Source organism: Cupriavidus basilensis (assembly GCF_000832305.1).
GTDB classification, from domain to species: Bacteria; Pseudomonadota; Gammaproteobacteria; order Burkholderiales; family Burkholderiaceae; genus Cupriavidus; species Cupriavidus basilensis_F.
In genome coordinates this window covers 1,014,895-1,037,793 of the sequence record NZ_CP010536.1, presented here as the reverse complement: position 1 = coordinate 1,037,793, position 22,899 = coordinate 1,014,895, and the positions used below count along the sequence as shown (strand labels likewise).

Here is a 22,899-nt window from a genome sequence, read left to right as displayed (position 1 = left end):
GGGGCTTGTGTAATCCATGAAAAGACGGGATGGACGGCAGCAATGCCGGTCGGGGCGGGGCGCCATGCCGGTGCCGCCCCGCCGGCAAGCCCGGGGTCAGCCGTAGAGCATGCGGACGTTTTCGCCGGACAGGGCCGCGCGGAAGCTTGCCAGGGCATCGTCGGATGGCGTGACCAGCCACTGCCGCCCCAATTCCGCCTCGCAGCGAGCGCCGGTGGTGGCGTAGCTCACGCGCACCGGCACGCCTGGCGCATTGGCCACACTCGCCAGGTAGGGCGTGAGCAACTCGCGCAGCAGTTCCGTGGAGGCATTGCCGTTGAACGCCAGGCCGACCGCCTCGGCGTACTTGGCACGCGCCGCCACCAGGTCCATCACCGATTCGGCGGTGAAGCGCACGCCACCGGTAAAGGTATCGTGACGGGCGTTGCCTTGCACGATCACCATCTCGTCCTCGCGGAACATATGGCGGTTGGCGTCGAACAATTCGTTGAACACCGTCATCTCGACCTGGCCGGTACCGTCGTCAAGCAAGACGATCAACATCTTGCCGCGCTGCGTCATCTGGGTGCGCATGCCGGTGATGACACCGGCGATGACCTTGCCACGCACGTCGCGGCCATAGCCGCCGCCATTGCCTTGCACTTCCTTTTCCAGGCCGGCCAGCGTGCCCTTGAGGAAGCGGCCGACTTCGTCCCGGTAGGCGTCGAACAGGTGGCCGGAGAAGTAATAGCCCAGCGCCTGCTTTTCTTCCTGCAGCATGCGCTTGGGCGCCCAGGCCGGCTCGTCGACCAGCGCGGGCCGGTGCGATTCGCCGGCGTCGGCCATCAGGTCGAACAGTGACACCTGGTTGGCCGACTCGGCCTTCTGCTCGGCGGCTTCCATGGCGCGCGACACCGAGGCAAGCAGCTGGCCGCGATTGGCGTTCAGGCTGTCGAAGGCACCGGCGCGAATCAGCGCCTCGATGGTGCGGCGGTTGACCTGGCGGCGGTCGACGCGCTCGCAGAAATCGAACAGGTCGGCAAAGGGCTTTTCCTCGCGGGCGCGCAGGATGTCCTCGATGGCGCCCTGCCCCGAGCCCTTGATGCCGCCAAGGCCGTAGCGGATGGTCTTGGCATCGGTCGGCGCGAAGCGGTATTCGCTGGCGTTGACGTCAGGCGGCAGCACCTGGAGCTTGTTGAGCTTGCAATCGTCAAAGAGGATCTTGACCTTGTCGGTGTCGTCCATGGCGAGCGACATATTTGCTGCCATGAACGCGGCCGGGTGGTGCGCCTTGAGCCAGGCCGTGTAGTAGGCCAGCAATGCGTAAGCGGCCGCGTGCGATTTGTTGAAGCCGTAGCCCGCGAACTTTTCCATCAGGTCGAAGGTGTCGTCCGCCTTCTCGGCGGTCAGGCCATTCTTGGCCGCACCCTCGCGGAACAGCTCGCGGTGCTGGGCCATTTCCTCGGCCTTCTTCTTGCCCATGGCGCGGCGCAGCAAGTCGGCGCCGCCCAGCGAGTAGCCGCCGATGATCTGCGCCATCTGCATCACCTGCTCCTGGTAGACCATGATGCCGTAGGTCTCCTTGAGCACCGGCTCGACGCGCGGGTCCGGGTACTCCACCTTCTCGCGGCCGTGCTTACGGGCGCAGAAGCTGGGGATCAGGTCCATCGGGCCCGGGCGGTAGAGTGCCACCAGCGCGATGATGTCCTCAAAGCGGTCAGGCTTGGCGTCCTTCAGCATGCCCTGCATGCCGCGGCTTTCCAGCTGGAACACGGCAACCGTGTTGGCCGTCTTGAGGATGTCGAATGCCTTGCTGTCGTCGAGCGGGATGTGGCTGCAGTTCCAGTCGGCCATGGACGGATCGAGCCTGCGGATATAGCGCTCGGCCCAGTCCAGGATGGTCAGCGTGGTCAGGCCCAAGAAGTCGAACTTGACCAGGCCGGCGGCTTCCACGTCGTCCTTGTCGTACTGGCTGACCACACCGCTCATGCCGTCGTTCTGCGCACCCTGGGTGTAGAGCGGGCAGAAGTCCGTCAGCTTGCCCGGGGCGATCAGCACGCCGCCGGCGTGCATGCCGACGTTACGTGTCATGCCTTCCACGCGCTGGGCGAGCTCCAGCAACTGGCGCACTTCCTCTTCGTTTTTCTCGCGCTCGGTCAGGAGCGGCTCTTCCTTCTTGGCCTCCTCGATGGTGACGAGCTTGCCCGGCTTGAAGGGGATCAGCTTGGCGATGCCGTCGACAAAGCCATAGCCCAGGTCGAGTACGCGGCCCACGTCGCGCACCGCGGCCTTGGCGGCCATGGTGCCGAAGGTGGCGATCTGCGATACCGCGGCGTGGCCGTACTTCTCCTTCACGTACGTGATCACGCGATCACGTCCCTGCTGGCAGAAGTCGATGTCGAAGTCGGGCATCGAAACCCGTTCCGGGTTCAGGAACCGTTCGAACAGCAGCGCGTACTTGAGCGGGTCCAGATCGGTGATGCCGAGCGCATAGGCCACCAGCGAACCGGCGCCGGAGCCGCGTCCCGGCCCGACCGGCACGCCGTTGTTCTTGGCCCAGTTGATAAAGTCCGCCACGATCAGGAAGTAGCCGGGGAAGCCCATCTTGATGATGGTGCCGGTCTCGAACTCCAGCCTCGCGTAGTACTCGGGGCGCTTGGCCTCGCGCACGGCTTCGTCGGGGAACAGCACCGCCATGCGCTTTTCCAGGCCTTCCTTGGCCAGGTGCACGAGGTAGTCGTCGAGCGACATGCCGTCGGGCGTCGGAAACAGTGGCAGGCGCGGCTTGCCCAGTTCCAGCGTGAGGTTGCAGCGGCGCGCGATCTGCACCGCGTTTTCCAGCGCGGACGGGATGTCGGCGAACAGCGCGCACATCTCGTCCTGGGTCTTGAAATACTGGTCGGTGGTGAAGCGACGCACGCGGCGGGGGTTGGCCAGCAACTCCCCTTCGGCGATGCAGGTGCGAGCCTCGTGCGCCGTGAAATCGTCGGGCGTCATGAACTGCACCGGGTGCGTCGCCACCACTGGCAAGCCCATCCTGGCCGCCAGCTGCACCGCCTGCTGCACATAGGCATCGGTGCCGGGCAGGCCCGCGCGCTGCAACTCGATGTAGAAGCACTGCGGGAACACCTTTGCCCAATGCGCCGCGGCCTGCGCCGCGGCCGCATCGTTGCCATTGGCCAGCGCCATGCCGATGTCGCCACCCATCGCGCCAGACAGCGCAATCAGGCCGGTGGCCAGCGGCTGGCCCTCTTCGCCGGCTTCGTCGAACCAGGCAGGGTCGATCTCGGCGCGGCCGCGGTACTGGTTGGAAAGCCACGCGCGCGACAGCAGCACGCAGAGATTGAGGTAGCCAATCCGGTCCCGGACCAGCAGCAGCAAGCGCGTCGGCTTGTCGCGATCGTCGGCGTTGGTCAGCCAGACGTCGGCGCCGACCACGGGCTTGATGCCGCCGCCGCGCGCTTCCTTGTAGAAGCGGATCAGGCCGAAGGCATTGGCCAGGTCGGTCAGGGCGAGCGCGCCCATGCCATCGGCGGCCGCAGCCTTGACGGCATCGTCCAGGCGCACGATGCCGTCGACGACGGAGTATTCGGAATGAAGACGGAGATGAACGAAGCGAGGTGCAGACATGGCCGTAATTGTACCGGCTCGGCATGGCCGCGCCGGCCTTCTTTGCGCGACGTGCCCGATGGCAAGACTGAGCCAGGCGCTCGGAAAAGCCCGGCAGGAAGCCTGCGAGGCGTTATAATTTCGCCTTTCCAATCAGGCAGTTACCGCGCGCTCGCAAGGCGCGGTCCCGTCGCGCGCCACCTATGCAGATCGTAAACATCTCCGCTTACAAGTTCGTCTCACTGGACGATATCCCGGTCTTGCGCCCGGAAATGCGCGCGCGCTGCGAAGCACACGGGCTCAAGGGCACGATCCTGCTCGCGCCGGAAGGCATCAACCTGTTCCTGGCCGGCGTGCGCGAGGCCATCGACAGCTTCCTCGGCTGGCTGCATGCCGACCCGCGCTTTGCCGATATCGAGCCCAAGGAAAGCCTGTCGGAAAACCAGCCTTTCAAGCGCATGCTGGTGCGTGAGAAGAAGGAAATCATCACCATGAAGATGCCGCTGATCCGCCCCGAAGCCGGCCGGGCGCCGGCGGTGACGCCGGTCGAGCTCAAGCGTTGGCTGGACCAGGGCCACGACGATGCCGGCCGCCCGGTGGTGATGCTGGATACACGCAACGCCTTTGAGGTCGCCGTCGGCACGTTCGAGCAAGCGGTCGATTACGACATCGCCAAGTTCAGCGATTTCCCGCCGGCCATTGCCGCGCACAAGGCCGAGTTCGCGGGCAAGACCATCGTGTCGTTCTGCACCGGCGGCATTCGCTGCGAGAAAGCCGCCATCCACATGCAGGAAGCCGGCATTGAGCACGTCTACCAGTTGGAGGGGGGCATCCTGAAGTATTTCGAGGAAGTGGGTGGCAGCCACTACCAGGGCGACTGCTTCGTCTTCGACTACCGCACCGCGCTGAACCCCAACCTGGAGCCGGCTGGCCCCAAGCAGTGTTTTGCCTGCCGTGCCGTGGTCACCGCCGAAGAGCAGCAAAGCCCGCACTACGTGGTGGGCAAGAGCTGCCCGCACTGCATCGGGGAAGGCACAGGGACGGCGGCGGCTGCCGCCTGAGCGCACTGGCGGCCCTCAGGCGGCCAGCAAGTGATAGAGGTTGCGCAGCATGCCGGCGGTGGCACCCCAGATAAACCGGTGGCCGCCATCCTCGCGCGGGAACGGCATGGCGTAGAACAGCCGCTCGCCGTCCACCCAGCGGAACAGGCGCTGCTCGTGATGCGATGGGTTCATCAGGAAACCTAGCGGCACTTCAAACACATCGGCAACCTCGCGCGCATCGGGCCGCAGCGTGAATCCGTCGCGCACCAGGCCCACTACCGGGCTCACATGGAAGCCGGTGCCGGTGATGTAATCGGGCAAGCTACCCAGCACTTCCACATAATCGCGCGCCAGCCCCACCTCTTCCTCGGTTTCGCGCAGTGCCGTCGCCGTCCGGTCGATATCGAACGCTTCGTGACGGCCGCCAGGGAAACTGATTTGCCCGGCGTGCGCGCTCAGGTTGGCGTTGCGCTCGGTCAGCAGCACGGTCAGCCCGTCCTCACGCTCCACCAACGGTACCAGCACGGCTGCATCGCGCAGCTTCAGGCTGCGGTCATAGGCGCGCGACTCATCAGTCAGCTCGGGGTCCCAGGCAGGCGGCGACTGGAGCCGATGGCGGATGAATTCCGGGCGCAGGCGCACGTCGGCCAGCGGCGGGTGCCGGGTATCGGTGGCGACGATGGGGAGGGATTCGGGATCAAAGGCAGGACGCATAATCGTTGCGAGTATGACAGAAGCCGGCCAAACCGTTTGTGCTGCAACGCGGCAAACCTGGCATGCGGAGATGCAAAAAGGGCACCCGAAGGTGCCCTTTTTGCGCAGCCCCGACCGGCAAGCCGATCGAGGCGACTGGCGGCTTACTGAGCAGCAGCAGCCTTGGCAGCAGCCTTGGCCGGTGCCGACTTGTATGCCAGCTTTTCCTTGATCCGCGCGGACTTGCCCGAACGCTGACGCAGGTAGTACAGCTTGGCGCGGCGGACGTCACCACGGCGCTTCACTTCGATCGCTGCGATCAGCGGCGAGTACAGCTGGAACGTACGTTCCACGCCTTCACCCGACGAAATCTTGCGCACGATGAAGGACGAATTCAGGCCACGATTGCGCTTGGCAATCACAACGCCTTCATAAGCCTGGACGCGCTTGCGGTTACCTTCCACCACGTTCACGCTGACGATCACGGTGTCGCCGGGTGCGAATGCGGGGATGGTCCTGTTCGCGGTCAGTCGCGCGATTTCGTCTTTCTCGATCAGCTCGATGATGTTCATCGTTTCTTCTCCTTGTCCATCATGCCGACGTTGTCTGCCCCAGGCATGGCCTGGGCCCCGGCAGAGGATGGGGTTTCACTTGGCGGGAGCGAGCTCCCGCCCTTCTTTCGCCAGCCATGTCGACAGGAATTTCTCGTCGACCCGGCTCAGCAACCCTTGACTGCGCGCTGCCTCGATCAGATCGGGGCGCTTCTTCGCAGTATTTGCCAGCGCCTGCTGGCGCCGCCACTTCTCGATCTCGGCATGATGGCCCCCGAGCAGGATATCGGGCACCCGCACACCTTCGTATTCTTCCGGCCGCGTGTAGTGCGGACAATCCAGCAGCCCGTTGACGAAGCTGTCCTGAACCGCCGACTGGGCATCGCCCAACACACCCGGCAAATGCCTGACCACCGCGTCGATCACCGCCATGGCGGGCAACTCGCCACCGGACAGCACGAAATCGCCGAGGCTGATTTCCTCATCGACCCGACGCTCGATCAGCCGCTGGTCAATCGCTTCGTAACGTCCGCACAGCATCACCAGGCCGGGACGCTGTGCCAGTGACATCACCTTTTGGTGCGTCAGCGGCGCGCCTTGCGGCGACATCAGCACCACGTGCGGCCGCACCGGCGCCTCCTGGCCCTCCGGCTTGGCCTGCGCCGCCTGCTGGGCGGAACACGCCGCGTCGATGGCATCTTCCAGCGGCTTGGCCAGCATCACCATGCCAGGGCCGCCGCCGTAGGGGCGATCGTCGATGGTACGGTAGTTGTCGCTGGTGAAGTCGCGTGGATTCCAGGTGCGCAGCGTGTAGCGCTGCTGCTTTGCCGCCCGGCTGGTAATGCCCCAGTCGGTCAGCGCGCGAAACATCTCGGGAAACAGCGTGATCACGTCGAACTGCATCCGCCTCTCCCTTTACTTGCCCACCACTCGCCCACCGGCTATCGCCGGCCAAGCACCCTTGCCTTCGGCAGCTCGGGCCGCTCAGTAATCCAGGCCCCAGTCCACCACCACGCGCCGGGCCGAGATATCGACCGAGCGCAGGAATGCGTCGACAAAGGGAATCAGGCGCTCACCCGCCTTGCCATCGGGCAAGGCATGCGCCACCTGCAGGATCTGGTGCGCACCGTTGTCGATCAGCCCGGACACTTCGCCCAGCGACTCGCCCTGCTCATTGAACACGGCGCAGCCGATCAGATCGACCCAGTAGAATTCGTTCTCATCCGGCGCGGGGAAATCCTCGCGACGAATCCAGACACGGCGTCCCTTGAGCGCCTCCGAGTGGTTGCGCTCGGACACGCCGCTCGCCTGGGCCACTACGGTACCGCTGTGCTCGCGGGACTGCACGATCTTCACGCACAGGGCCTCGGAGGCCACGGCATCCGCCGCGCCGACCAGGCCGGTCGGCGGCGGTTTCAGCAGCCACCAGCGGCGCGCGTGCAACAGTGCGCCTGCATCGTCGGCATGCGGCTGGACCTTGATCCAGCCCCGTATCCCATAAGCCGCACCGATATAACCGACCTCGATCAGGTCGTCCGGCAGCTTGTCGGTATACGCCAGCGCAGCCGGCAACCCGGTTGCACCGCGCTTGAGACTGGGCTTTTCCTGCTCACCGGCCTCGCGCCGGGCCGAGGGCTCGAGCGGCACATTGAGTGGCCGCCGCGCCGGGGCGCCTTGCTTGCGTTCTGTCACGTGTCGTTTGCCACGCGTCGCGAAACGCGCGTCACAACAATCAGGCTGCAGCCTTGGCGGCGTTTTGCTTGACCAGACGGGCAACCGTCGGCGACAGCTGGGCGCCAACGCCGGTCCAGTACGTCAGGCGGTCTTGCACCAGACGCAGGCCTTCTTCGCTTGCCGAAGCCAGGGGGTTGTAGAAACCAATACGCTCGATGAAACGGCCATCGCGACGATTACGCGAGTCAGCAGCGACGATATTGAAGAAGGGGCGCTTCTTGCTGCCACCGCGAGCCAGACGGATTACGACCATGGGTTTGATTCCTCAGAAAACTTGATGTTCGAACACGAAACGCAAGAGTATAGACCAAATTCCGAGGCCAAACAAACACTTAGAGCGATTGACTCGACACCCGGCCATAGGCATCGTGGTGAAAACCCCGACAGGAGAGCTCGCCATGCGGTTTCACCCTCACATTCGCAGCTTCCGCCCCCTGCTCGCCAGCACTTTCCTGGCGTTCGTGGCCGCGACCTGGCTCGGCCCCAACGCCAACGCCGCCTTGCCGCTGGATCAGATCCAGCTGCCGCCAGGCTTTCGCATCGAATTGCTGAGCGCGGAGGTACCGGAAGCGCGTGGCATGACCCTGTCGCCGGAAGGCACGCTCTTCATCGGCACCCGCGGCGAAGGCAGGGTATATGCAATCCGCAACCCGCTGGCGCCCGCCCCAAAGGTCAGGGTCGTCGCCACCGGCCTGACCATGCCGGTGGGCGTAGCCTTCCGCAACGGCGCGCTGTACGCTTCCTCGACCTCGCAGATCGTCCGGCTGGATGATATCGATGCCCGCCTGGACAACCCGCCCAAACCTGTCGTGGTAAGTGATCGCTTTCCCTCCGAGACGCATCACGGTTGGAAGTTTATCGCCTTTGGCCCAGATGGCTATCTGTATGTGCCGGTCGGCGCGCCCTGCAATATCTGCGCGCCCGACGAAAACCGTTACGCCAACATCATGAAGATGAAGCCGGACGGCACCGACTTGCAGGTCGTGACCAAGGGGGTGCGCAATTCGGTAGGCTTTGACTGGCACCCGGCCACCCGCCAACTCTGGTTCACCGACAACGGGCGCGACATGTTGGGGGACGATGTGCCCGACGATGAGCTCAACCGCGTGACCCGGGCCGGCCAGCACTTCGGCTACCCATACTGTCACGCCGGCAACGTCGCCGACCCGGAATTTGGCAAGCAGCGCGCCTGCTCCGAGTTCGAGCCGCCGGCCGCAAAGCTGGGCGCGCATGTTGCCGCGCTCGGCATGCGCTTTTATACCGGCACGCAATTCCCCGCCGAATACCGCAACAGCATTTTCATTGCCGAGCACGGCAGCTGGAACCGGACCAAGCCAGTCGGCTACCGCGTCGTCCGGGTGGTGCTGAACGAGCGCGGCCAGGCGGTGCGCCAGGAGGTGTTCGCGCAAGGCTGGCTGCAGGGCGACAAACCCTGGGGCCGGCCTGCCGATGTCCAGGTTGCCCCGGATGGTTCGCTGCTGGTCAGCGACGATATGGCGGGCGCGGTCTATCGCATCCGCTACGCACCCTGAGCCCTTGCCACGCCCCGGATACAGCCCGACTCCCGTGACAGTGGCGAAACAATCCGTTACACCGGTAACGGCTTTAGCATAGGCGCGCCGAAGACGCCTGCGTACCATGAACCCATATCTTGAACAACCTCACCACGCGACAGGATACAGGGATTCCGCATGCTCCCCCGCACCCTCCTGCGCGACTCGGTGGCTGGCATCCTGTTGGCCGTTTCCTTGCTCGGCCTCAATGCTGTCAGCCATGCACAGGTCGCGTTTTGGCAACATAGCCGGCCCGAAGGCCGGATTGTGAGCAATGCACATGGCCAGCCAGGCCAGGGCACATGGGAAATGGCGAGTGTACGCGCGGAACGGCAAGACCATGTGCGAGCCCAGATCGAACGAATGGAAGCCCGCGCGCGCGCCGATGACCGCCTGAATGGCCGCCCCCTGCCACCTCAGGAACGCGACGATGAACGCAACCGGCAGTCGGATCGCAATATGCAAGGCGACACCGGGCGTGGCGAGCAGCGCGGCTCCGGCATGGGCCCGGGCTGGCAAGCGCGCGGCCGAGACGGCGGCCGCTAGGCACGCCCCCCCCCCCCGCCTCCTCACTGTCTTCCCTGGCTGATTGCCGTGCTCACGGCAATCACGCTCCGCTTTCTACTTGCCCCTCCTCGACGATGTGCCGCGAAAGCAACTCTCGTGGCACATCATCGCCAGACCCGCAGATTTTCCTGCCCTGCTCCGGCGGTGTCCGCCCGCAGTTGATGCCAGCGTACAATGAGCGCCGGCGCCAGCCTGGCTGGCACTCACCTGAATTGCGCCCGCCGGCCGCCCCTGCCGGCCACTAACCTAGCTGTTGCCCCATGCCCGCCGCTACCCGAGTTTCAGCCACCGCTGCCCCCAAGCCGCTTCAGGGCAAATCCAAACTGGTCACGGTCGCACTGGCCTTCCTGTTCGGCACGGTGGGCCTGCATCGCTATTACCTGGGTGGCTTGCGCGATAAATTTGCCTGGGCGCACCTGCTGGCGGCACTCGCCGGGGTCATCGGCGTCATGTCGATGCAGACGGGCGCCGGCTCGCCGGCCCTGAACTGGACCTTTGCCATTGCCGGCGGCACGTCAGTAATCAGCGCCTTCCTGGCGGCCATCGTGTATGGCCTGCGCCCCGACGACAAATGGGATGCCCGCTTCAACCCGCATGGCACGCCGACCCGTTCGGGCTGGCCCGTCGTGATCCTGGTCATCCTGTCCCTGTTGATCGGCACCGGCCTGCTGATGGCGGGCCTGGCCATCAGTTTCCAGACATTCTTCGAATCCCAGGTCGAAGCCGCGCGCGCCTTGTCGCAGTAAGCCCCAGGTCCCAGGCCAATCCCCCTCGCCCAGCACCGATGCACTTCGACTTGCTGGACATCGCCGTGTTCGTGCGCGCAGCGTCGCTGGGCAATCTCTCGGCCGCGGCGCGCGATCTCGGGCTGTCCACCTCCTCGGCCAGCAGCCGCCTGGCGCAACTAGAACAACAACTCGGCACGCGGCTGCTGCACCGGACCACGCGCCGCATCTCCCTGACCGGCGAAGGCGAGCGCTTCCTCGAACATGCCGCGCAATTGCTCGACACGGCCGGCCAGGCCGCGCAATCGGTGGGACGCGGCGCGCAGGCGCCCCAGGGGCAGTTGCGGGTCACGGTGCCCGCCTCTTTTGGCCGCCAGCACGTCTCGCCGGCCATCCCAGCCTTCCTCGCCGCCTACCCAGGCCTGACGCTGGACTTGCGCCTGACCGATCAGGTGATCGACCTGGTCGAGGCCGGCGTCGACGTCGCATTGCGCATGGGTGCGTTGCCGGACTCATCCCTGGTGGCACGCCCCCTGGCCCCGAGCCATCGCGCCGTTTGCGCTTCGCCCGGCTACCTTGCCGCGCAAGGCACGCCCCGGCATCCTGATGAATTGCGCCACCACAATTGCATCGTGCTGGGCGACCAGTCCTCCTGGCAGTTCGGCACGGCACTGGGCAAGACAGCGGTAGCGGTCGCCGGCAACCTGCGCACGGACAACGGCGAAGTCATCCGGGACGCGATCCTGGCCGGCATGGGGCTGGCGCTCAAGTCGACCTGGGACGTTGGTGCTTACCTGCGCAGCGGCGCGCTGGTCCGCGTGCTCCCCGATTACCCGGTGCTGCCGGCCGTGTCGATCTGGGCGGTCTACCCCAGCCGCCGTCAGGTGCCGGCGAAGACACACGCGTTTATCGATTTCTTTGCCGCGCGCTTCGGCTCCCCACCCTACTGGGATAGCCCCGAGGCCACGCCTCCCGCCCCTTGGTAAACACCGCTTGGCTGTCTACGCGAAGCACTGTATAAATATACAGTACCAACTGTAGCCTCAGGACCGCCAACGTGCCGACCCGACCACCCTCCTCCAGCCCCCTGAAAGGCCGGGCGGCGCGTTCGAACGACGTCAGCCGGTTCGACGCCTGGACCCGCGAACGGGTCGCCGACGAGTCCCAAGCCTTCGATGAGCCAGAGACACCCCAAATCCAGACCATTGTCTTCACGGAGAAGGCCAAACGCATCGTCTCGCGCAACCAGTCGCCAGACCTGCCGTTCGACGCGTCCATCAACCCGTACCGCGGGTGCGAGCATGGCTGTATCTATTGCTATGCCCGGCCCAGCCACGCCTATCTGGGGCTTTCGCCGGGCCTCGACTTCGAGACCCGCCTGTACGCAAAAGACAACGCCGCCGCCTTGCTCGAGGCCGAACTGGCTCACCGCAACTACGTACCGACGGTGATCGCGCTGGGGGCCAATACAGACCCTTACCAGCCCATCGAGCGGGACCTCAAGATCACGCGCGGCATCCTGGAAGTGCTGGAGCGATTCAACCATCCGGTGGCCATCACGACCAAGTCGGGCGTGGTCACACGCGACATCGACATCCTGCAGCGCATGGCGGCCAGGAACCTGGTCCGGGTCCATATGTCGGTTACATCGCTCAAGAGCGAGATCGCCCGCACGCTGGAGCCCCGCGCAAGTGCGCCGGCGCGCCGCCTAGCCGCCATCGCTTCCCTGAGCGAGGCCGGCATCCCGGTGGGGGTGATGGTGGCGCCAGTCATTCCGAGCCTGACCGATCCGGAAATGGAATCCATCCTTGACGCCGGCGCCAGGGCCGGCGCGAAAACCGCGGCGTATATCCTGCTGCGCCTGCCGCGCGAGGTGGAGCAGCTGTTCTCGGAGTGGCTGGCCACCTACCATCCGCTGCGCGCCCGGCACGTCGAAAGCCTGGTCGCGCAAATGCGAGGGGGCCGGGCCTACGACTCGCGGTTCGGCACACGCATGACCGGCACCGGCATCTTTGCCGAACTGCTGCGCAAGCGCTTCAAGCTGGCCTGCCAGCGCTTCGGGCTCAATGCTGAGCGTCATCCCCTCACCACCGAACATTTCTCCCGGGCGAGCGCCGCGCCGCAGATGTCGCTGTTCTAGGCCGGATGTGGAGGGCAGCGCGGCTTCAGGCGTGCGGCGCCTTCTCGTCAACGGCGATCGCCAGCGTTTCCTTGATCTCTTCCATCACCACGTAGCTCTTGGACTGCGCGGCGCCCGGCAACTGCAGCAGGATGTCGCCCAGCAGGCGGCGGTACTCGCCGATCTCGCGGATGCGCGCCTTGATCAGGTAGTCGAAATCGCCCGAGACCAGATGGCACTCCAGTACTTCCGGGATACGCGACACCTCGCGGCGGAACTGCTCGAACATATTGCCGGACTTGTTGCCCAGCGAGATCTCGACAAACACCAGCAAGCCACTGCCGAGCAGCGCAGGATTCAGGCGCGCGTAGTAGCCCATGATGACGCCGTCACGCTCCATGCGCTTGACCCGCTCGATGCATGGCGTGATGGTCAGGCCGACCGCTTCCGCCAGTTCCTTCATCGACATACGCCCGTCCGCCTGGAGCAAGGCCAGGATCTTCCGATCCAGCCGGTCCAGGCTGCGTACGGGCTGACGACTTGTTCTCATTAGTTATTCCTGTTTCCCTGAAAATTACGATAACTATGACTGCTCATATTTAAATAATATAGATGTAAATACTCTATTCATTCTATTTCTTGGTTGCGAGCCTCCGACTATGCGCGTTCTCGTTCTTGGCAGTGGCGTAATTGGCGTTACCAGCGCCTGGTACCTGGCCCGTGCCGGCCATGAGGTCACCGTGATCGACCGGGAGGCCGCACCCGCGCTGGGGACCAGTTTTGCCAACGCCGGCCAGATATCCCCGGGCTATGCGTCGCCCTGGGCCGCACCCGGCGTGCCGCTCAAAGCCATCAAGTGGATGTTCCAGGAGCACGCACCGCTGTCCATCAAACCGGACGGCACGCTGTTCCAGCTGCAATGGATGTGGCAGATGCTGATGAACTGCAGCGCTGAGCGCTATGCGGTCAACAAGGAACGCATGGTGCGCCTGGCCGAGTACAGCCGCGACTGCATCGTCGCCCTGCGCGCCGATACCGGCATCGCCTACGAAGGCCGCCAGCAAGGCACGCTGCAACTCTTCCGCACCGCCGAGCAGCTCGACGGTGCCGCCAAGGACATTGCCGTGCTGGAGCAAGCCGGCGTGCCCTACCAGTTGCTATCGCGCGAAGAACTCGCCGCCAGCGAACCGGCCCTGGCCGCCGTCAGCCACAAGCTGACCGGCGGCCTGCGGCTACCCAACGATGAAACCGGCGACTGCCAGCTGTTCACCGGGCAACTCGCCGCCATGGCCGAAGGCCTGGGCGTGCAGTTCCAATACAACCGCTCCATCGACGGGCTGCTGACCAAGGGTGATGCCATTACCGGCGCCATGGTGGGCGGCGAGCCTGTCATGGCCGACCTGGTCGTGGTGGCATTGGGCAGCTGGTCGACACCGTTCGTGAAGAATTTCCTGCCAGGCCTGTCGAACCTGCCTGTGTATCCACTCAAGGGCTTCTCGCTCACGGTGCCGATGACCAATGCCGATCGCAGCCCCGTTTCCACGGTGCTCGACGAAACCTTCAAGGTGGCGATCACCCGCTTCGACGATCGCATCCGCGTGGGCGGCATGGCACAGATCGTGGGTTACGACCGCACGCTCGACCCGGCCAAGCGCCGCACCCTGGAGCATGTGGTCACGGACCTGTTCCCGGGCGCGGGCGATGTCAGCCGCGCCAGCTTCTGGACCGGCCTGCGCCCGATGACGCCGGATGGCACGCCCATCGTCGGCCCCACGCAGGTCAAGGGCCTGTGGCTCAATACCGGCCATGGCACGCTGGGCTGGACCATGGCCTGCGGCTCGGGCAAGCTGCTGTCGGACCTGGTGTCCGGCACCTCGCCGGCGATCCGCGCGGACGACCTCTCGGTGGCTCGCTATCTCAAGCCAGCGAGAACGCACGCCGCCCCGCGCCACGCAGCGGCCTGATCCGCGCGTCGGTTTCGAGGAAGTAAAAAAGGCGACCCGCGGGTCGCCTTTTTCTTGCCTGGACCAGGAAGGCCTCAGAACTGCGCTTCGCTCAACGCATTGACCGGCACCGCGCCCGCCACGATGGCATCGCGCAAACCCGATGCCTGCGACAGGATGTGCTCCGCGAAGAAATGCGCCGTCGAGATCTTGGCGTCGTGGAAGGACGGATCCTCGCCACGCTTCGCATCCGCCGCAAGCATCGCGCGGCCAAGCTGCCAGCCCGAAAACACGATACCGCAGAGCTTCAGGTAAGGCACGCTGCCGGCAAACACGGCATTCGGGTCCGACTTGGCATTGGCCACGACGAACGCCACGACGGTCTCCAGCGCGGCGCGCCCCTTGGCCAGTTGCGCCTGCACCGCGGTGAATGCCGCGCCACCATGCTTGCCCAGCGCCGCCTCGGTCTCGGCGATCTGCGCGCAGATCGCACGGGCCACCGCGCCACCGTCGCGCAGCGTCTTGCGGCCGACGAGGTCGTTCGCCTGGATCGCGGTCGTGCCTTCGTAGATCGGCAGGATGCGGGCATCACGATAGTGCTGGGCCGCGCCGGTCTCCTCGATGAAGCCCATGCCGCCGTGCACCTGCACACCGAGGCTGGTCACATCGATCGACAACTCGGTGCTCCAGCCCTTGACGATGGGCACCATGAACTCGTAGAACGCCTGGCTTTGCTTGCGCACCGCGTCGTCGGCATGCTGGTGCGCCGTGTCGCACGCGGCCGCGGCCACATACGCTACCGCGCGCGCGCCTTCGATCAGCGAGCGCATGGTCATCAGCATGCGTTTGACGTCTGGGTGATGAATGATGGCCACAGCCTCGCGTGCGGAACCGTCGACCGGCCGGCTTTGCACGCGCTCGCGGGCAAAATTCACAGCCTGCTGGTAGGCCCGCTCCGACACGGCGATGCCTTGCATGCCGACCGAGAAGCGCGCCGAGTTCATCATGATGAACATGTACTCCAGGCCGCGGTTTTCCTCGCCGACCAGCGTGCCGATGGCGCCACCGTGGTCGCCGAACTGCAGCACGGCTGTGGGGCTGGCCTTGATGCCCAGCTTGTGCTCGATCGACACGCAGTGCGCATCATTGCGCGCGCCCAGCGAACCATCCTCATTCACCAGGAACTTGGGCACGATGAACAGCGAGATGCCCTTGACGCCCTCGGGTGCCGTGGGCGTGCGCGCGAGAACGAGATGGACGATGTTCTGCGCCATGTCGTGCTCACCGTAGGTGATGAAGATCTTGGTGCCGAACACCTTGTAGGTACCGTCACCCTGCGGCTCAGCGCGCGTGCGCACGGCCGCCAGGTCCGAACCGGCCTGCGGCTCGGTCAGGTTCATGGTGCCGGTCCATTCGCCGGAGATCAGCTTGGGCAGGAAGGTAGCCTTCTGCGCATCGCTGCCCGCGGTCAGCAGGGCTTCGATGGCGCCGTCTGTCAGCAGCGGGCACAGCGCGAACGACAGGTTCGCCGTGTTCAGCATCTCGTTGCAGGCGGTGGCGATCAACTTGGGCAAACCCTGGCCGCCAAATTCCTGCGGATGCAGCACACCCTGCCAGCCACCTTCACCAAACTGGCGGAACGCGTCCTTGAAGCCGGGCGTGGTGGTCACCACGCCATCCTTCCAGCTGCTGGGATCGGTGTCGCCGATACGGTTGAGCGGCGCCACCACTTGTTCGTTGAATTTGGCTGCCTCGTCGAGCACCGCCTGCGCCGTCTCCGGCGTGGCGTCCTCGAAGCCGGGAAGCTTGCTGACTGCATCAAGATCAGCCAGTTCGTTCATCACGAACAGCATGTCCTTGAGCGGGGCACGGTAGGTCATCGATGTCTCCGGTGTGTATAAAAAAGCCGTTCTCGGGCAGGCCCGGAACGGCTAGTACTTACTGATCGAGCCCGGCGCGTCAAACGCCGTGCCGGGCGGTGGGGATCAGCCCAGCGCCGCCACCAGTTCGGGCACGACGGTGTTCAGATCGCCAACCAGGCCGTAGTCGGCCACCGAGAAGATCGGGGCTTCGGCATCCTTGTTGATCGCGACGATCACCTTGGAGTCCTTCATGCCGGCCAGATGCTGGATCGCGCCGGAGATGCCGACGGCGATGTACAGCTGCGGCGCAACGATCTTGCCGGTCTGGCCGACCTGGTAATCGTTGGGCACGAAGCCGGCATCGACAGCAGCGCGGGACGCACCCATCGCGGCGTTCAGCTTATCGGCCAGCGGCGTCAGCACCTTGGTGTAGTTCTCGCCGGAACCCACGCCACGGCCACCGGACACGATGATCTTGGCGGCGGTCAGCTCGGGGCGGTCGCTCTTGGTGACTTCGCGCGAAACGAATTGCGAGATGCCGGCGTCGGCCACGGCGGGCAGGTTTTCCACGGCGGCCGAGCCACCGTCGGCTGCGGCAGCGTCAAAGCCGGTACCGCGCACGGTGATGACCTTGACCTTGTCCGACGATTGAACGATCGAGATCGCGTTGCCGGCGTAGATCGGGCGCTCGAACGTGTCCGGGCTGTCGACCTTGGTGATGTCCGACAGCTGGGCTACGTCCAGCTTGGCCGCGACGCGCGGCAGGATGTTCTTGCCGTAGGCCGAGGCGGGCGCCAGGATGTGGCTGTAGTCGCTGGCGATGGCCAGCACTTGCTCGGCCACGTTTTCAGCCAGGCCGTCGGCGAACTGCGGCGCGTCGGCCAGCAGCACCTTGGACACGCCGGCGATCTTCGCCGCGGCAGCAGCGGCGGCGGCGGCATTGGCGCCTGCCACCAGCACGTGGACATCACCGCCGCACTGGGCGGCTGCCGTCACGGTGTTCAGCGTGGCGGCCTTGATGGATTGGTTGTCGTGTTCAGCAATGACGAGTGCAGTCATGTTTTATCTCCTGGCGCGCTCAGATGACCTTGGCTTCGTTCTTCAGCTTTTGCACCAGCGTCGCAACGTCCGGCACCATCACACCCGCGCTACGCTTGGGCGGCTCAACGACCTTGACTGTCTTCAGGCGCGGCGCCACGTCCACGCCGAGATCTTCCGGCTTGACGATGTCGAGCGGCTTCTTCTTGGCCTTCATGATGTTCGGCAGCGTGACATAACGCGGCTCGTTCAGGCGCAGGTCAGTGGTCACCACCGCCGGCAGCTTGAGCGACAGGGTCTCCAGACCGCCATCCACTTCACGCGTCACCGATGCGCGGCCGTCGGCCACCACCACCTTCGAGGCGAAGGTGGCTTGCGGCAGGCCCGCCAGCGCAGCCAGCATCTGGCCGGTCTGGTTGGAGTCGTCGTCGATGGCCTGCTTGCCCAGGATCACCAGTTGCGGCTGTTCCTTGTCGACCAGGGCCTTGAGCAGCTTGGCCACGGCCAGCGGCTGCAGGTCTTCGTTCGATTCCACCAGGATGCCGCGGTCGGCACCGATGGCCATCGCCGTACGCAGGGTTTCCTGGCACTGGGTCACGCCGCAGGACACGGCGATCACCTCGGTGACCACCCCGGCTTCCCGCAGGCGCACCGCTTCTTCCACGGCGATTTCGTCAAACGGGTTCATGCTCATCTTGACGTTGGCCAGATCCACGCCCGTGCCGTCCGACTTCACCCGGACCTTGACGTTGTAATCCACCACGCGCTTGACTGCGACGAGTACTTTCATGCGCTCACTCCACTGATAGTCGATAGTCAGAAATTTGGTTCGCCCGCCATTATAACCACCGGGTGGGTGGCACTCTTATTTTTCGAACGGTCGTACTATTTTATCGATAAAGAATTGCCGGGCATAGCCCGGCAATGTGAAAACCTCGCCGCATTGTGCCGCAGGATGCCCTGCGGCACACGGTTTTTGAGGGTTTTTTCAAACTTACCAGGCGGTAATCACCGAATCCTTGAAGGTGCTCTGGACGTACTGCTTGATCTCCGGCGAATGATAGGCCTTGACCAGCTTGGCTACCCAGGGCTTGTTCTTGTCGGCTTCGCGGATGGCGATCAGGTTGGCATAGGGACCCTTGGGGCCTTCCATGGCGATCGCGTCCTTGGTGGGCGACAGGCCGGCCGATTCAGCGTAGTTACCATTGATGGCGGCGGCGTCGAGGTCATCCAGCGAACGCGGCAGCTGCGCGGCGTCCAGTTCGACGATTCGGATTTTCTTCGGGTTGGAAACGATGTCCAGCGGCGTGGCCTTCAAGCCAGCATCCGGGCGCAGCTTGATCAGGCCCTTGCTTTGCAGCAACAGCAAGCCACGGCCGCCATTGGTGGGGTCGTTCGGCACGCCAACACGCGCGCCGTCCTTGAGCTGGTCAAGCGACTTGATCTTCTTGGAGTACACGCCCATCGGGAAGGTCACCGTGAAGGCGATGTGGGTGAACTTGTAGCCACGGTCCTTGATCTGCGCTTCCAGGTACGGCAGGTGCTGGTAGCTGTTGGCGTCCAGGTCGCCAGCGGCCAGCGCGGCGTTCGGCTGGACGTAGTCACTGAACTCCACCAGCTGGATATTCAGGCCGTCCTTGGCCGCGACCTTCTTCACCTGCTCCATGATCTGAGCATGCGGGCCGCCGGTGACGCCGATCTTGATCGGCTTTTCCTGCGCCATGGCGCCAGTGGCGAGGGTGGCGCCCAGGGCGGCGCCGACAATCCATTGCAGCAAGTTACGACGTTGCATGTTGATTTCCTTTTCTCGATGGCTCTATGTCTTTGCAGATAGCCAGGCGGATCGCCGGGCTGACTTGCTACTTATGGCTGATGCGCCGCACCAGCCAGTCGCCGAAGCTTTGCACCGCTTGCACGAAGACGATCAGGATCAGCACCACCGCCACCATCACCTCAGTGATGTAGCGCTGGTAGCCGTAGCGGATGCCGAGGTCGCCCAGGCCGCCGCCGCCGATGGCGCCGGCCATGGCCGAGTAGCCCACCAGGCTGACAAAGGTGATGGTCAGGCCGGCCACGATGCCAGGCATGGCCTCGGGCAGCAGCACCTTCATCACGATCTGGCCGGTGCTCGCGCCCATCGACTGGGCGGCCTCGACCAGGCCTTTGTCGACTTCGCGCAGCGCGCTTTCGACCAGGCGTGCGATAAACGGAATCGCGGCGATGGTCAGCGGCACCACGGCCGCGGTCGTGCCGATCGACGAGCCCACGATAAAGCGCGTGAACGGAATCACCACCACCAGCAGGATGATGAAGGGGATCGAGCGCACGGCGTTGACCACCACGCCGATGGTGCGGTTGAACAGCGGGTGCGACAGCACGCCGCCGCGATTGGTCAGGTGCAGCAGCACGCCCAGCGGCACGCCAAACAGCGCGCCAACCACGCCCGAGATGCTCACCATCAGCAGCGTCTCGTTGAACGAGGTCAGGAACAGGTCAAACATTTCAGACCACATGCTCGATCTCCTCCACCACCACGCCTTCTTGTTGCAGATACTCCATTGCCGCCTTCACGTCGGCCAGGTCGCCGGTGGCCATGATGGCCAGCGAGCCGAAGGCCTGGCCCTGGATTTCGTCGATATGCCCGTGCAGGATGTTGAAGTCCAGCCCGTAGCGGCGAATCGCCTGGGCCAGCACCGGCTGGTCCACGCCCGCGCCGGTGAAGGCCAGGCGATAGACGTGGTCGCGCCCGTTGCCGAGGCGGCTCTCCACGCGCTTGAGCACGCTTTGCGGCAGTTCCTGCGCAATCACGTCGCCGATCATGGCGCGCGTGACCGCATGCTGCGGACGCAGGAAGACGTCGATCACCCGGCCGGTTTCCACCACCTGGCCAGCTTCAAGCACGGCCACGCGGTCGCAGACCTGCTTGATCACTTCCATCTGGTGCGTGATCATGACGATGGTCAGGCCCAGCTCGCGATTGATCTGCTTGAGCAGTTCCAGGATGGAGCGCGTGGTCTCCGGATCGAGGGCGGAAGTGGCCTCATCCGACAGCAGCACCTTGGGCTTGCTGGCCAGCGCCCGTGCAATCCCCACGCGCTGCTTCTGCCCGCCGCTGATCTGGGCGGGATAGCGATCCTTGAGCGCCGTCAGGCCAACCAGCTCCAGCAGCGGCAGCACCGTATCGGAAATCTCGCTGCGGGATTTGCCGGCCAGCTCCAGCGGCAGCGCCACATTGTCATAAACGGTGCGCGACGAAAGCAGGTTGAAATGCTGGAAGATCATGCCGATGTCGCGGCGTGCCCGGCGCAACGCGCCGCTGTCAAGCGCGGTCAGCTCCTGGCCGGCGACGAAGACGCGGCCGGCGCTGGGGCGGTTAAGCAGGTTGATGGCGCGCACCAGCGTGCTCTTGCCAGCGCCGCTGCGGCCGATGATGCCGAAGACCTCACCTGCCGCAATCGACAGGTTGACGTCCCGCAGCGCATGCACCTCACCCGACCCGCCGGGGAAGCGCTGCGAAAGACCTTGCAGTTCGATCATGTGAAAAGAAAACGGCAACAGGCGAGTTTGTCTCTAGCACTGTTGCCGCATTTTATTTTTTTGGGCGAAGCGCGCATTTTAAGCGATCCGCTTCATACCAGAAACGACTTTTTGCCGATGTCTTTATGCGTTGAGGGCATATAGCCCAACAAAAATCACAAAAAAGAGACCTACAAGACGCCCCATGAGGGCGGGCGCTTGTCGAGGAAGGCCTGCACGCCTTCCAGCGCCGCCGGATCCATCATGTTGCAGGCCATGGTCTGCCCGGCGAGCTGGTAGGCCGCTTCGATGCCCATCTCCAGCTGGCGGTAGAACAGGCCCTTGCCGGCGGCCACGGCGGCGGCCGGCTTGGCGCAGATGCTGGCCGCCAGGCGTGCAACCTCGGCATCGAGGGCATCGGCAGGCACCACGCGGTTGACCAGCCCGCGGTCGCGGGCTTGCAGCGCGTCGATCATGTCGCCGGTCAGCAGCATCTCCATGGCGTGCTTGCGCGACAGGTTGCGCGACAGCGCCACGCCCGGCGTGGCGCAGAACAGGCCAAGGTTGACGCCCGATACCGCAAAGCGAGCCACATCGGCTGCCACCGCCAGGTCGCACATCGCCACCAGCTGGCAGCCAGCCGCCGTGGCAATGCCCTGCACGCGCGCGATCACCGGCTGCGGCATCTTCTGCATCGCCATCATCATGCGGGTGCAGCGGTCGAACAGGCGGCGGTAGTAGTCGTGCGACGGGCTGGCGCGCATCTCGCGCAGGTCATGTCCCGCGCAGAACGCGCGGCCGGCGGCGGCCAGCACCACCACGCGGACCGAGGCATCGGCGCCGGCGCGGGCAAACGCCGCGGACAGCGCATCCAGCAGGTCCTCTGACAGCGCATTGAACGCTTCCGGGCGGTTCATCGTCAGGCGCAGCACGCCCGGGGCGTCGAGGCATTCGCTCACCAGCGGAGTCACGGCGCGGTTATCGGTTTCAGCCATGCCAGGGCCTCCTATCGTTCGAGCAGCACCTTGAGGTGCGCACACACGCTACGGCTCAGCGCGCTCGGGTTATAGCCACCTTCCAGGCAACTGACGATGCGCCCTTTCGCATGAGCGCGGGCGACGTCGACCAGTTGGGCGGTGATCCACGCATAGTCCTGCTCGACCAGCCCCATCTGCCCGAGGTCATCCTCCCGATGGGCGTCGAAGCCAGCCGAGATAAACAACATCTGCGGCTTGAACTCGTTCAGGCGCGGCAGCCAGATCGTCTCCACCACTTCGCGCACCGCCAGGCCGTTGGTATAGGCCGGCAGCGGGATGTTCGACATATTGGCGGCAATGTGCTCGGTGCCGCTGTACGGATAAAACGGATGCTGGAAGAAGCTGCACATCAGCACCTGGGCGTCGCCACGGAATGCGGCTTCGGTGCCATTGCCGTGATGCACGTCGAAATCGACGATGGCCACGCGCTCCAGCCCGTGCGCGGCGAGCGCGTGACGCGCGGCGATCGCCACATTGTTGTAGAAGCAGAAACCCATGGCCCGGTCCGGCTCGGCATGGTGGCCCGGCGGGCGCACGCAGCAGAACGCATTCTCGATCTCGCCCGCCATCACCGCATCGGTGGCAGCCACCGCGGCGCCTGCCGCATGGGCGGCGGCGGCGAGCGTGTGCGGGTTCATCAGGGTATCGGGATCGATCGGGTGGTAGCCGCTGGCCGGGCTGGCCGCGGCCAGCGAGGCAATGTACTGCGGAAGATGCACGCGCCCGATCTGCTCGGCGGTGGCGGCGCTCGCCTCGCGCCGGTCAAGCAGGCCGTCCATGCCGTGCGAGATCAGGTGATCCTCAATGGCCTGCAAGCGCTCAGGGCACTCCGGATGGAATGGCCCCATCTCATGCAGCAGGAACTCGGGATGCGTGTAATAGCCTGTGGGCATGTCTTATTGCTTGAATCGTGGTCTCCATTCGTTACGT

22 protein-coding genes are annotated in these 22,899 nt (G+C 64.8%); 7 read left to right on the top strand and 15 right to left on the bottom strand.

Going from position 1 to position 22,899, the window contains the following annotated elements; translation table 11 throughout:
* Positions 1 to 96: 96 nt before the first annotated feature.
* On the bottom strand, positions 97 to 3,609 hold the full coding sequence (gene dnaE, locus RR42_RS04650) for a DNA polymerase III subunit alpha (RefSeq protein ID WP_043344533.1): 3,513 nt from the start codon (positions 3,607 to 3,609) through the stop codon (positions 97 to 99).
* A gap of 182 nt (positions 3,610 to 3,791) precedes the next feature.
* Here dnaE and RR42_RS04645 point away from each other — a divergent pair, with 182 nt between their 5' ends.
* Entirely contained in the window at positions 3,792 to 4,649 is an 858-nt protein-coding gene (locus RR42_RS04645) for a sulfurtransferase (protein WP_043344531.1), read from the top strand.
* 15 nt (positions 4,650 to 4,664) lie between these two features.
* On the opposite strand, the gene RR42_RS04640 is transcribed toward RR42_RS04645, so the two are convergent.
* The 5 genes from RR42_RS04640 to rpsP form a co-directional block, all read right to left on the bottom strand.
* The gene (locus tag RR42_RS04640) at positions 4,665 to 5,345 is read right to left on the bottom strand and encodes an NUDIX hydrolase (RefSeq protein WP_043344530.1); all 681 of its coding nucleotides are present in this window, start codon (positions 5,343 to 5,345) and stop codon (positions 4,665 to 4,667) included.
* A 143-nt stretch (positions 5,346 to 5,488) separates the two neighbouring features.
* Positions 5,489 to 5,896 carry a 50S ribosomal protein L19 gene (gene rplS, locus RR42_RS04635; RefSeq protein ID WP_043344529.1) on the bottom strand — a complete coding sequence of 136 codons (408 nt, stop codon included), beginning with the start codon at positions 5,894 to 5,896 and terminating at the stop codon, positions 5,489 to 5,491.
* A gap of 75 nt (positions 5,897 to 5,971) precedes the next feature.
* A complete protein-coding gene (gene trmD / locus RR42_RS04630; RefSeq protein WP_043344527.1) occupies positions 5,972 to 6,778 on the bottom strand; it encodes a tRNA (guanosine(37)-N1)-methyltransferase TrmD in 807 nt (268 codons plus the stop codon).
* Positions 6,779 to 6,859: 81 nt separating this feature from the next.
* Complete coding sequence (gene rimM, locus RR42_RS04625; RefSeq protein WP_236702030.1) at positions 6,860 to 7,447, bottom strand: ribosome maturation factor RimM; 588 nt, start codon at positions 7,445 to 7,447, stop codon at positions 6,860 to 6,862.
* 160 nt (positions 7,448 to 7,607) lie between these two features.
* Positions 7,608 to 7,862, bottom strand: a complete 255-nt coding sequence (rpsP, locus tag RR42_RS04620) for a 30S ribosomal protein S16 (RefSeq protein WP_043344523.1) — start codon at positions 7,860 to 7,862, stop codon at positions 7,608 to 7,610.
* 145 nt (positions 7,863 to 8,007) lie between these two features.
* On the opposite strand from rpsP, the gene RR42_RS04615 reads away from it, so the two are divergent.
* The 5 genes from RR42_RS04615 to RR42_RS04595 all read left to right on the top strand — a co-directional run bounded on the left by RR42_RS04615 (position 8,008) and on the right by RR42_RS04595 (position 12,594).
* Positions 8,008 to 9,141 (top strand): PQQ-dependent sugar dehydrogenase, encoded by a 1,134-nt coding sequence (locus tag RR42_RS04615; RefSeq protein ID WP_043344521.1) that lies wholly within the window; start codon positions 8,008 to 8,010, stop codon positions 9,139 to 9,141.
* A gap of 159 nt (positions 9,142 to 9,300) precedes the next feature.
* Positions 9,301 to 9,708, top strand: coding sequence for a hypothetical protein (locus tag RR42_RS40925; protein WP_043344519.1), 408 nt, complete (start codon positions 9,301 to 9,303; stop codon positions 9,706 to 9,708).
* A gap of 281 nt (positions 9,709 to 9,989) precedes the next feature.
* Complete coding sequence (locus tag RR42_RS04605) at positions 9,990 to 10,475, top strand: NINE protein (RefSeq protein ID WP_043344517.1); 486 nt, start codon at positions 9,990 to 9,992, stop codon at positions 10,473 to 10,475.
* 38 nt (positions 10,476 to 10,513) lie between these two features.
* Positions 10,514 to 11,440: a LysR family transcriptional regulator gene (locus RR42_RS04600; RefSeq protein WP_043344516.1), complete on the top strand. Its 927-nt coding sequence runs from the start codon at positions 10,514 to 10,516 to the stop codon at positions 11,438 to 11,440.
* Between the two features lie 71 nt (positions 11,441 to 11,511).
* Positions 11,512 to 12,594: a PA0069 family radical SAM protein gene (locus RR42_RS04595; RefSeq protein WP_043344514.1), complete on the top strand. Its 1,083-nt coding sequence runs from the start codon at positions 11,512 to 11,514 to the stop codon at positions 12,592 to 12,594.
* A 25-nt stretch (positions 12,595 to 12,619) separates the two neighbouring features.
* On the opposite strand, the gene RR42_RS04590 is transcribed toward RR42_RS04595, so the two are convergent.
* Entirely contained in the window at positions 12,620 to 13,123 is a 504-nt protein-coding gene (locus RR42_RS04590) for an Lrp/AsnC ligand binding domain-containing protein (RefSeq protein ID WP_006158394.1), read from the bottom strand.
* A gap of 109 nt (positions 13,124 to 13,232) precedes the next feature.
* Here RR42_RS04590 and RR42_RS04585 point away from each other — a divergent pair, with 109 nt between their 5' ends.
* Positions 13,233 to 14,537 carry a D-amino acid dehydrogenase gene (locus RR42_RS04585; protein ID WP_043344512.1) on the top strand — a complete coding sequence of 435 codons (1,305 nt, stop codon included), beginning with the start codon at positions 13,233 to 13,235 and terminating at the stop codon, positions 14,535 to 14,537.
* 74 nt (positions 14,538 to 14,611) lie between these two features.
* Here RR42_RS04585 and RR42_RS04580 read toward each other — a convergent pair whose 3' ends face one another.
* The 8 genes from RR42_RS04580 to RR42_RS04545 all read right to left on the bottom strand — a co-directional run bounded on the left by RR42_RS04580 (position 14,612) and on the right by RR42_RS04545 (position 22,862).
* The gene (locus RR42_RS04580) at positions 14,612 to 16,396 is read right to left on the bottom strand and encodes an acyl-CoA dehydrogenase (protein ID WP_043344510.1); all 1,785 of its coding nucleotides are present in this window, start codon (positions 16,394 to 16,396) and stop codon (positions 14,612 to 14,614) included.
* Between the two features lie 105 nt (positions 16,397 to 16,501).
* Positions 16,502 to 17,437 carry an electron transfer flavoprotein subunit alpha/FixB family protein gene (locus RR42_RS04575; protein WP_043344508.1) on the bottom strand — a complete coding sequence of 312 codons (936 nt, stop codon included), beginning with the start codon at positions 17,435 to 17,437 and terminating at the stop codon, positions 16,502 to 16,504.
* 19 nt (positions 17,438 to 17,456) lie between these two features.
* Positions 17,457 to 18,206, bottom strand: coding sequence for an electron transfer flavoprotein subunit beta/FixA family protein (locus RR42_RS04570; RefSeq protein ID WP_006158397.1), 750 nt, complete (start codon positions 18,204 to 18,206; stop codon positions 17,457 to 17,459).
* 204 nt (positions 18,207 to 18,410) lie between these two features.
* Complete coding sequence (locus RR42_RS04565) at positions 18,411 to 19,208, bottom strand: MetQ/NlpA family ABC transporter substrate-binding protein (RefSeq protein WP_043344507.1); 798 nt, start codon at positions 19,206 to 19,208, stop codon at positions 18,411 to 18,413.
* 67 nt (positions 19,209 to 19,275) lie between these two features.
* Complete coding sequence (locus RR42_RS04560) at positions 19,276 to 19,929, bottom strand: methionine ABC transporter permease (RefSeq protein WP_043344505.1); 654 nt, start codon at positions 19,927 to 19,929, stop codon at positions 19,276 to 19,278.
* Entirely contained in the window at positions 19,919 to 20,953 is a 1,035-nt protein-coding gene (locus RR42_RS04555; protein ID WP_043344503.1) for a methionine ABC transporter ATP-binding protein, read from the bottom strand. Before RR42_RS04555 ends, RR42_RS04560 begins: the two co-directional genes overlap by 11 nt.
* Before the next feature lie 170 nt (positions 20,954 to 21,123).
* Complete coding sequence (locus RR42_RS04550) at positions 21,124 to 21,927, bottom strand: enoyl-CoA hydratase (protein WP_043344500.1); 804 nt, start codon at positions 21,925 to 21,927, stop codon at positions 21,124 to 21,126.
* A gap of 11 nt (positions 21,928 to 21,938) precedes the next feature.
* Positions 21,939 to 22,862 carry a histone deacetylase family protein gene (locus tag RR42_RS04545; RefSeq protein ID WP_043344499.1) on the bottom strand — a complete coding sequence of 308 codons (924 nt, stop codon included), beginning with the start codon at positions 22,860 to 22,862 and terminating at the stop codon, positions 21,939 to 21,941.
* Positions 22,863 to 22,899: the final 37 nt, after the last annotated feature.

What these genes read in the sequence shown, in the direction of transcription:
- RR42_RS04600 (WP_043344516.1), top strand. Translation starts at nt 10,514, where the DNA reads ATGCACTTCGACTTGCTGGACATCGCCGTGTTCGTGCGCGCAGCGTCG.
- RR42_RS04550 (WP_043344500.1), bottom strand. Translation starts at nt 21,927, where the DNA reads ATGGCTGAAACCGATAACCGCGCCGTGACTCCGCTGGTGAGCGAATGC.
- RR42_RS04560 (WP_043344505.1), bottom strand. Translation starts at nt 19,929, where the DNA reads ATGTGGTCTGAAATGTTTGACCTGTTCCTGACCTCGTTCAACGAGACG.
- RR42_RS04570 (WP_006158397.1), bottom strand. Translation starts at nt 18,206, where the DNA reads ATGAAAGTACTCGTCGCAGTCAAGCGCGTGGTGGATTACAACGTCAAG.
- RR42_RS04575 (WP_043344508.1), bottom strand. Translation starts at nt 17,437, where the DNA reads ATGACTGCACTCGTCATTGCTGAACACGACAACCAATCCATCAAGGCC.
- RR42_RS04590 (WP_006158394.1), bottom strand. Translation starts at nt 13,123, where the DNA reads ATGAGAACAAGTCGTCAGCCCGTACGCAGCCTGGACCGGCTGGATCGG.
- RR42_RS04580 (WP_043344510.1), bottom strand. Translation starts at nt 16,396, where the DNA reads ATGACCTACCGTGCCCCGCTCAAGGACATGCTGTTCGTGATGAACGAA.
- RR42_RS04555 (WP_043344503.1), bottom strand. Translation starts at nt 20,953, where the DNA reads ATGATCGAACTGCAAGGTCTTTCGCAGCGCTTCCCCGGCGGGTCGGGT.
- RR42_RS04565 (WP_043344507.1), bottom strand. Translation starts at nt 19,208, where the DNA reads ATGCAACGTCGTAACTTGCTGCAATGGATTGTCGGCGCCGCCCTGGGC.
- RR42_RS04545 (WP_043344499.1), bottom strand. Translation starts at nt 22,862, where the DNA reads ATGCCCACAGGCTATTACACGCATCCCGAGTTCCTGCTGCATGAGATG.
- RR42_RS40925 (WP_043344519.1), top strand. Translation starts at nt 9,301, where the DNA reads ATGCTCCCCCGCACCCTCCTGCGCGACTCGGTGGCTGGCATCCTGTTG.
- rplS (WP_043344529.1), bottom strand. Translation starts at nt 5,896, where the DNA reads ATGAACATCATCGAGCTGATCGAGAAAGACGAAATCGCGCGACTGACC.
- RR42_RS04640 (WP_043344530.1), bottom strand. Translation starts at nt 5,345, where the DNA reads ATGCGTCCTGCCTTTGATCCCGAATCCCTCCCCATCGTCGCCACCGAT.
- RR42_RS04585 (WP_043344512.1), top strand. Translation starts at nt 13,233, where the DNA reads ATGCGCGTTCTCGTTCTTGGCAGTGGCGTAATTGGCGTTACCAGCGCC.
- trmD (WP_043344527.1), bottom strand. Translation starts at nt 6,778, where the DNA reads ATGCAGTTCGACGTGATCACGCTGTTTCCCGAGATGTTTCGCGCGCTG.
- dnaE (WP_043344533.1), bottom strand. Translation starts at nt 3,609, where the DNA reads ATGTCTGCACCTCGCTTCGTTCATCTCCGTCTTCATTCCGAATACTCC.
- rpsP (WP_043344523.1), bottom strand. Translation starts at nt 7,862, where the DNA reads ATGGTCGTAATCCGTCTGGCTCGCGGTGGCAGCAAGAAGCGCCCCTTC.
- RR42_RS04615 (WP_043344521.1), top strand. Translation starts at nt 8,008, where the DNA reads ATGCGGTTTCACCCTCACATTCGCAGCTTCCGCCCCCTGCTCGCCAGC.
- RR42_RS04645 (WP_043344531.1), top strand. Translation starts at nt 3,792, where the DNA reads ATGCAGATCGTAAACATCTCCGCTTACAAGTTCGTCTCACTGGACGAT.
- RR42_RS04605 (WP_043344517.1), top strand. Translation starts at nt 9,990, where the DNA reads ATGCCCGCCGCTACCCGAGTTTCAGCCACCGCTGCCCCCAAGCCGCTT.